5 protein-coding genes are annotated in these 7594 nt (G+C 69.5%); 3 read left to right on the forward strand and 2 right to left on the reverse strand.

From position 1 onward, the window contains the following. Positions 1-166 precede the first annotated feature (166 nt). From ACFU5M_RS02230 to ACFU5M_RS02240, 3 genes are all read left to right on the forward strand, one after another. Positions 167-1438 (forward strand): acetoin utilization protein AcuC, encoded by a 1272-nt coding sequence (locus ACFU5M_RS02230; RefSeq protein WP_379042290.1) that lies wholly within the window; start codon positions 167-169, stop codon positions 1436-1438. Continuing rightward, a complete protein-coding gene (locus tag ACFU5M_RS02235) occupies positions 1431-4103 on the forward strand; it encodes a GNAT family N-acetyltransferase (protein WP_379042293.1) in 2673 nt (890 codons plus the stop codon). Before ACFU5M_RS02230 ends, ACFU5M_RS02235 begins: the two co-directional genes overlap by 8 nt. 141 nt (positions 4104-4244) lie before the next feature. Then, on the forward strand, positions 4245-4547 hold the full coding sequence (locus tag ACFU5M_RS02240; RefSeq protein ID WP_379042295.1) for a DUF4333 domain-containing protein: 303 nt from the start codon (positions 4245-4247) through the stop codon (positions 4545-4547). Between the two features lie 158 nt (positions 4548-4705). Here the strand turns inward: ACFU5M_RS02240 and ACFU5M_RS02245 are convergent, their stop codons facing one another. Both ACFU5M_RS02245 and ACFU5M_RS02250 read right to left on the reverse strand, forming a co-directional pair. Continuing rightward, complete coding sequence (locus ACFU5M_RS02245; protein WP_379042297.1) at positions 4706-5674, reverse strand: sigma-70 family RNA polymerase sigma factor; 969 nt, start codon at positions 5672-5674, stop codon at positions 4706-4708. Between the two features lie 194 nt (positions 5675-5868). Then, positions 5869-7386 (reverse strand): methyltransferase, encoded by a 1518-nt coding sequence (locus ACFU5M_RS02250; RefSeq protein WP_379042299.1) that lies wholly within the window; start codon positions 7384-7386, stop codon positions 5869-5871. Positions 7387-7594: the final 208 nt, after the last annotated feature.

The raw sequence follows: 7594 nt of genomic DNA on the forward strand, positions 1-7594 counted from the left end.
GGCACCCCCGTGTGCCGGATCGTGTCGCTCCACGCCGCGCACGACATTCCGGCGGCATTGCGGCAACCCGATCGGCGCACGGCAGGCGGCCATGAGCGTCTTTCTTGTATTTGTACTGCATAGGAACGTTTCGCGGGGTTCCTTGCTTCCCGCTAGCGTTGCGATCATGGCCACTGCACCGCGCGGCGAACCTCAGGCGCCGATCTCGCCCGGGACGAGCCGGCCCGGAACCGTCGTCTGGAGCGAGCGGTTTCTGGATTACACCTGGACTCCGGAGCATCCGATGCAGCCGGCGCGCTTGAAGTTCACCATGGCGCTGGCCGGAAGTCTCGGATTGCTCGAGGGTGTCGAACTGCTCGAGCCCGCCGCTGCCGGCCGTCCGGACCTGCTGCGGATTCACACGCCCGACTACCTCGACGCGGTCGAACGCGCCGTGCCGCCGATGGGTTCGCCGACCGCGCCGCCCTACGGCCTCGGTTCCCCGGACAACCCGGTGTTTCCGGGTATGCACGAGGCCGCGTCCACAATCGTCGGCGGCACCCTGGCCGCGGCCAGGGAGATCGCCGAAGGCCGCACCAAGCGCGCGGTGAGCATCGGCGGTGGCATGCATCACGCGATGGCCGATTCGGCGGCGGGCTTCTGCGTGTACAACGACCCGGCCGTGGCCATCTCCTGGTTGCTGGATCACGGTTTCGACCGGATCGCCTATATCGATGTGGACGTGCACCACGGCGACGGCGTGCAGCGGGCCTTCTACGCCGACCCCCGGGTGCTGACCATCTCGCTGCACCAGCATCCGGCCACCTTGTGGCCCAACACCGGTTGGCCGGAGGAGACCGGCGCGGGTGCGGCGGAAGGCTCGTCGATCAACCTGCCGCTGTTGCCGGGCACGCGGGATGCGCAGTGGCTGCGTGGTTTTCACGCGGTCGTTCCGGGCGCGGTGGCGGCGTTCGGTCCGCAGATCGTGGTCAGCCAGTGCGGGGTGGATACGCATCGCGAGGATCCGCTTGCCGACTTGGAACTCACCGTCGACGGGCAGCGCGCGGCCTTCCGCGCCATGCGCGAACTCGCCGACCGTTATGCCGAAGGACGCTGGCTGGCCGTCGGCGGCGGTGGATACGGCCTGGTCCGGGTGGTGCCGCGGGCTTGGACCCATCTGCTGGCCACCGCGTTGGGCCGCACCGTCGACCCGGCGACGCCGATTCCACAGGACTGGATCGATTCGATCCGCGCGGCGGCCCCGCAGGTGGAGCCGCCGCGCACCATGGGCGACGGCGGTGACGTCGCCTTCCGCCCGTGGGACGGCCCCGGCGGCACCGGTGAGAGCGGTGACGCGCGGGCCGACCGCGCCCAACGTGCCGTCGACATGGCCGTGCTGGCCACCCGCCGAGCGACTTTCGGGTTGCTCGGTCTGGACCCGGAGGACCCTCGTGACTGATCCCGCCGATACCTCGGACACTCCCGCCACCCCGCCCCCGCCGCCGCAGCACTGGTTCGCCGACGTGCTGGCCTCCGATGGCGGCGTCGTACGACTGCGCCCGATCACGCCCGACGACGCCGAGCGGTTGCAGGAGTTCCACGGCGCGTTATCGGATCGCACCAGATACCTGCGGTATTTCGGCCCTTACCCGCGAATCTCGCCCAAAGACCTCTACCGCACCACGCATGTCGACTATCACGACCGGGTCGGGCTGGTGCTGGAACTGGGCGAGGCGATCGTCGCGGTGGGCCGCTACGAACTGCTGGAACGGGACGGGCCGCGGGCGGCGGAGGTCGCGTTCGTGGTCGCCGACGGGCATCAGGGCCGTGGGCTCGGCTCGATCCTGCTGGAACATCTGGCCGGCGCCGCCGCCGAGAACAAGATCGAGACCTTCGTCGCCGAGGTGCTCGCCGAGAACACCGTGATGGTAACGGTGTTCCGCGACGCGGGCTATCAGGTCGAGCGCAGCAGGGACGGATCCGTCCTGCACCTCGAGTTCGCCATCGATCCCACCGAAGCGCTCCTGTCGGTGCGTGATTCGCGCGAACGCGCCTCGGAGGCGCGCAGCGTGGGGAATCTGCTCGCGCCGCGGTCGGTCGCCGTGATCGGGGCCACCCCCGCGCCGGGGCGTGTCGGCGGGTCGGTGCTGGCGAATCTGCTGTCGGGTGTGTTCCAGGGGCCGGTGTTCCCGGTGAACCCGAACCGCAGATCGGTGCGCGGGGTACGGGCATACGCCACGGTCAGGGAAATCCCCGACGAGGTCGATCTCGCCGTGGTCGCGGTGCCGCCCACGGCGATCGGGTCGGTGCTCGACGACTGCATGGCCAAGGGGGTCAAGGGTCTGGTGGTGCTGACCGCGGGCTTCGGCGAGACCGGCGAAGGGGGTCTGGCAGCCGAGCGCGAACTCGTCGCGGCGGCTCGTGGTCACGGTATGCGCGTGGTGGGGCCGAGCGCGCTCGGCATCGCGAACACCGACCCGGCGGTCGGCTTGAACGCGACTCTCGCCACCGTGCTGCCCGGGCGTGGCCGGATCGGATTCTTCTGCCAGTCCGGTCCCTTGGGCGCGGCCATCCTGGGCGAGGCGGCGGCGCGCAATCTCGGCCTGTCGACGTTCGTGTCGGCGGGCAACCGCGCCGACGTCTCCGGCAACGACCTGCTGCAGTACTGGGACAGCGATCCGGACACCGATGTGGTGCTGCTGTACCTGGAGAGCTTCGGCAATCCGCGCAAGTTCTCCCGGATCGCGCGCCGCGTGGCCCGGACCAAACCGATCGTCGCGGTGAGCAGCGGCCGCTCGGTCGCGCAGCCCGCGGGCGACATGGACCGTTCGATCGTGCGAGATCTGTTCGCCCAAGCGGGCATCGTCCAAGTCGACTCGATCTCCGAATTGTTCGACTGCGCCGCTCTGCTGGGCTATCAACCGCTGCCGCGCGGCTCGCGCCTGGCCGTCGTCGGCAACAGCACGGCGCTCAACTGGCTGGCCGTCGACGCCGCGCGGGGTGAGGGCCTGCAGGTCGGCGAGCCGGTCAACCTCGGCCCGCAGGCAACGCCCGGCGCGTACCTGGACGCACTGGTCGCGGCCCTGCGGTCGGACGAAGCAGACGCTGTGATCGTCGTTTTCGCACCCCCGGTGCCGCTGCCGACCGCCGGCTTCGCCGACGCGATCCGGGCGGCGGCGGCCGCGGTGCCAGAGTCGGGCACACCGATTCTCACGACGTTCGTCGCCGAGCAAGGAATCCCGAATCTGCTCGCGGTGCGCGGTCCGGGCGCCACGGCGGCGCACGGGTCGATCCCGTCGTATCCCGATCCCGAACGCGCCGCGCGGGCCCTGGCGCGGGTGCGTCGATACGCCGAATGGCGGACCAGGCCCGTGTCACCGGTGGTGCGGCCGCAGGGCATAGACACCGACCGCGCGCGCCAACTGGTGGCCGATTGGATGGCCGGGTCGGACGGTCGGCGGCTGACGGATCTGGAGACAGTGGAACTGCTTGCCTGCTATGGCATTTCGGTCGTGGAATTCCGCGAGGTACGCAGCGCCGCGGAGGCGGTCGCGGCCGCCGAGGAACTCGGCTATCCGGTGGCGGCCAAAGCGACCGGCGAACTGTGGCGGCGCAGGCCGGATCTCACCGGCGTCCGGCTCGATCTGTGGCGACCGGAAGCGGTGCGGCAGGGATACGCGGATCTGGCGGAGTTGTGCGGTGATCCCGTATTGCACATCCAGAAGATGGCCACGAAGGGGGTCGGCTGCATTTTGCGCGTGCAGGACGATCCCTCGTTCGGCTCCGTGATCGAGTTCGGTCTGTCCGGCCTGATCATCGAATTGCTCGGCGACCGCGCCTATCGGGCGCTGCCGTTGACCGCCGACGAGGCCACAGCTCTGATCGACGCGCCGCGAGCCGCACCTCTGCTGTCGGGTACTCCGGCGAGCCCGCGCGTGGACAAAGCTGCTTTGGCCGAACTGGCTCAGCGCATTTCGGCCCTCTTCGACGATCTGCCGGAAATGCGAGAACTGTCCTTCGATCCGGTGCTGGCCTCGCCTACCTCGGCGGAAATCCTCTACGCGCGTGCCCGTATCGGCCCGGAGCCGAGTCGTTTCGACACCGGTCCGCGCCGGCTGGGTTGAGCTGCACGGGCTACGCCGGGAGTGTGGCGCGGCTGAGACGTCGGCTCGCACACGTCACAAGCGGGATATCCGATAACGGACGATCGCTCTCGCCGCGATCTGGGGATGCCACACCCGCCGGAAAGAAAGGCCCAGCTCGCCATGAAGATTCGCAGCCTTGCCCTGTTGTCGCTGCTCGTGACGGCGCTCACCGCGTGTTCGGTCAGCATCGGCACGCCGAAAGTCGAAGAGGCCGAGCTGGAGAAGTCGGTCAAGGATTCGCTCAACGAGAAGGTCGGGCAGGAACCCGACGCCGTCGACTGCCCCAGCGATCTCAACGGAAAGGAAGGAACGACCATGCGCTGCTCGCTGACCGCGGGCGGGGACAGGCTCGATGTGATACTGACGGTGACCTCGGTCGACGGCGACACGATCAAGTACGACATCGCGGTGGATCAGGGCTGAGCCCCTCAGCGCCGGACGGGGGGATGTACGACACCGCCGACCGGCTCGCGCGACACCCGGAGGGATGGGCACGCGCGCTTACCGGTCGGCGCGGAAAAGTGACCCTGGCGGGGGAGGCCACCCAGCCGAACGCCGGCGCTGCCGGCGCCGGGAAGTGATCAGCTGGCGTAGGCGCGGAGCCGGTCGGCCCGCTCGCCCTTGCGCAGTTTCGCCATGACCTCACGCTCGATCTGGCGCACCCGCTCGCGGGAGAGGCCGAAGAGCTTGCCGATCTGGTCCAACGTGCGCGGCTGGCCATCGTCCAAGCCGAAACGCAGCCGGATGACCTGCTGTTCGCGCTCGTCCAGGGTGGCGAGCACGCTGCGCACGTCGTGGTGCAGCAGGCCTGCGATGACCGCGGACTCGGCCGAGGTGGCCTCGGAATCCTCGATGAAATCGCCCAGCGGGGCCTCTTCGTCGTTGCCGACCGGCATGTCCAGGCTCACCGGGTCACGGCTGTGGTCGAGCAGATCGGAGATCTTGTCGACCGGAATGCCGGATTCGTTGGCCAGTTCCTCGTCGGTCGCCTCACGCCCCAGCTGCTGGTGCAGTTCGCGCTTGATCCTGGCCAGCTTGTTCACCTGCTCGACGAGGTGGACGGGCAGGCGGATGGTGCGGCTCTGATCGGCCATACCGCGGGTGATGGCTTGCCGGATCCACCAGGTGGCGTAGGTGGAGAACTTGAAGCCCTTGGCGTAGTCGAACTTCTCCATGGCCCGGATCAACCCGAGGTTGCCCTCCTGGATCAGATCGAGCAGCGGCATGCCGCGGCCGGTGTAACGCTTGGCGAGCGAGACAACAAGGCGCAGGTTGGCTTCCAGCAGATGAGACCGGGCGGCTTGACCGTCGCGCACGATGATCGCGAGATCACGCTTGCGGGTCGCCGACAGTCGCTTGCCGGTTTCCAGCAGGTGTTGCGCGTAGAGGCCCGCCTCGATGCGCTTGGCCAGCTCGACCTCGTCGGCAGCGGTGAGCAGTGCGGTGCGGCCGATCCCATTCAGGTACACGCGTACCAGGTCGGCGGCAGGGCTCTGAGCGTCGAGGTCCGAATCGCTGATGCGCACACGAGTGGTGGCGGGGCTTGTCATGACTTGCCTCCTGTCGGTGGTGTCTCACTCCGATAAACGGACCCGACAGGAAGAAAGTTCCCCGTTACGGCTGGCATAAACCGCTCTGAGCAGCGGTTTTCGCCCCTCTCGGCTGAGAAGTTCCTGAGAAGCACCGCAGCGCGGGGACAATCCCCGGCCGAGACCTGCACCGACCGGCGCGCGGCGGCCGTGTGTCACACGGGCCTGATCAATCCGTGCCGGACCAACCCGGTGACCACGGACAACGCGTCGGCCGCGAACTCGGCGCTCACCTCCTCGGATCCGTGCGCGAGCGCCAGCAGCTCGATCAGCTCGTACAACGGCAAGCCCTCGGCCCGCATTCCCGCCAGCAGGGCGATCGTGACCTCATCCACTTCGTGCTGCCAGCGGGGCCCGTCGCCGCGATGCAGCCGTGCCACCTGCGGCGTCCACCCCTCGTCGCCTCGCAGATACACCCGTTCCAGCGCAGTCGCCGGGTCCACGGCGAAACGTGCGGACCAGGCGAGATTTTCGTCACCGGCGACGGCGCGCAACCAGGCCGAGCGCTCGAAATACCGGATGGCCTCGTCGCCGAGCGGATCGTCGAAGCCGTGCGTGAGATCCTCGGCGAGCAGTTCCGTCGGCCCGTCGATGGCGCGCAAGTAGACGAAACCGAACCCGATTCCCTCGACGTCGGCGGCCTCGAAGGCGTCCAGCCAGCGCTGTGCGCGTGCCTGCGCGGCCGGATCGCGCGGATCCGCTCCCGCGTCCCGCAACCAGGTGCCGACATACAGCGCGGGGTCGGCGACGTCACGTTGCACCACCCAGGCGTCCACGCCGTGCGCGGGCAACCAGGAGGAGACCCGGCCGCGCCAGTCCTCGTTCTCGGCATGGACCCACGCGGCGAGCATCGCGGCCGTGCCACCGGGGGCGAGCAGATCGGCGGCCTGCGAGATCACCAATTCGCTTGCGCCGTCGAGCGCGAGACCGGAGTCACGATAGGTGTGCTCGACGCGCCCGGGACCTACCACGAACGGCGGATTGGCCACCACCTGGTCGAAGCGCCTGCCCCGCACCGGTTCGAACCAGGAACCCTCCACCAGTTCGATGTCCAGCTCGTTGAGCGCCGCGGTGGCCTCGGCCAGCCACAACGCCCGGGGATTGACATCGGTGGCGGTCACGCGCCGCGCGTAGGAGGCGGCGTGCACCGCCTGCACGCCGCAGCCGGTGCCGAGATCGAGCACCGTGCCGACCGGCCGGGTGGGTGTGGCGCGCAGCAGCGACAGGGAGGCGTGCCCGACGCCGAGGACGTGCTCTTCGGTCAGTGTGCGCCGGTGCATCGAATCGTCGAGGTCGGACAGGACCCATCGCGTTCCCGCACCCGCATCCAGCGGCCGCAGGTCCAGCGCCGCCCGCACCTGGTCGCCGTCGCGGTCCAGCAGGCCCGCGGCGACCGCGCGATCGATCTCCACGGGCGCGAGCGCCCCGGCCACATCCCGCTCGGGCAGCGCGTCGCCCAGCATCAGGAGGCGGATGAGTGTGCCCAGCTCCCCGGCCCGGCGTGCCGCACGGCGCACCGGCACCGGCTCCGACCGGCCCAGTGCCGCGTGCGCGTCGCCGAGTACCTCGAGCAGGGTGTCGGCGTCGTAGCCCACCCTGGTCAGCGCGGTCCGCAGGTCCGGGCAGAGCGCGGTGAGCAGCGAGCCGGTGGTCGTCGATCGGTTCGTAGACACACCGGTACTCTGCCACCGCGTCCACCGGGCGGGGATCAGGCACCCATCGTGTCCACGGCACCTCGACGCGGTGGACATACCGGTGGTGGGCCGGTGGGATGGTGTCTGTGCCGCTGTGCCGCTGTGCCGCTGTGCCGCTGTGCCGCTGTGCCGCTGTGCCGCTGTGCCGCTGTGCCGCTGTGCCGCTGTGCCGCTGTGCCGCTGTGCC

Origin of the sequence: Nocardia sp. NPDC057455 (genome assembly GCF_042802775.1) — a bacterium.
GTDB lineage: Bacteria > Actinomycetota > Actinomycetes > Mycobacteriales > Mycobacteriaceae > Nocardia.

Excerpts from the sequence above, each read along its gene's own strand:
- ACFU5M_RS02230 (WP_379042290.1), top strand. The coding sequence starts at position 167 with ATGGCCACTGCACCGCGCGGCGAACCTCAGGCGCCGATCTCGCCCGGG.
- ACFU5M_RS02240 (WP_379042295.1), top strand. The coding sequence starts at position 4,245 with ATGAAGATTCGCAGCCTTGCCCTGTTGTCGCTGCTCGTGACGGCGCTC.
- ACFU5M_RS02245 (WP_379042297.1), bottom strand. The coding sequence starts at position 5,674 with ATGACAAGCCCCGCCACCACTCGTGTGCGCATCAGCGATTCGGACCTC.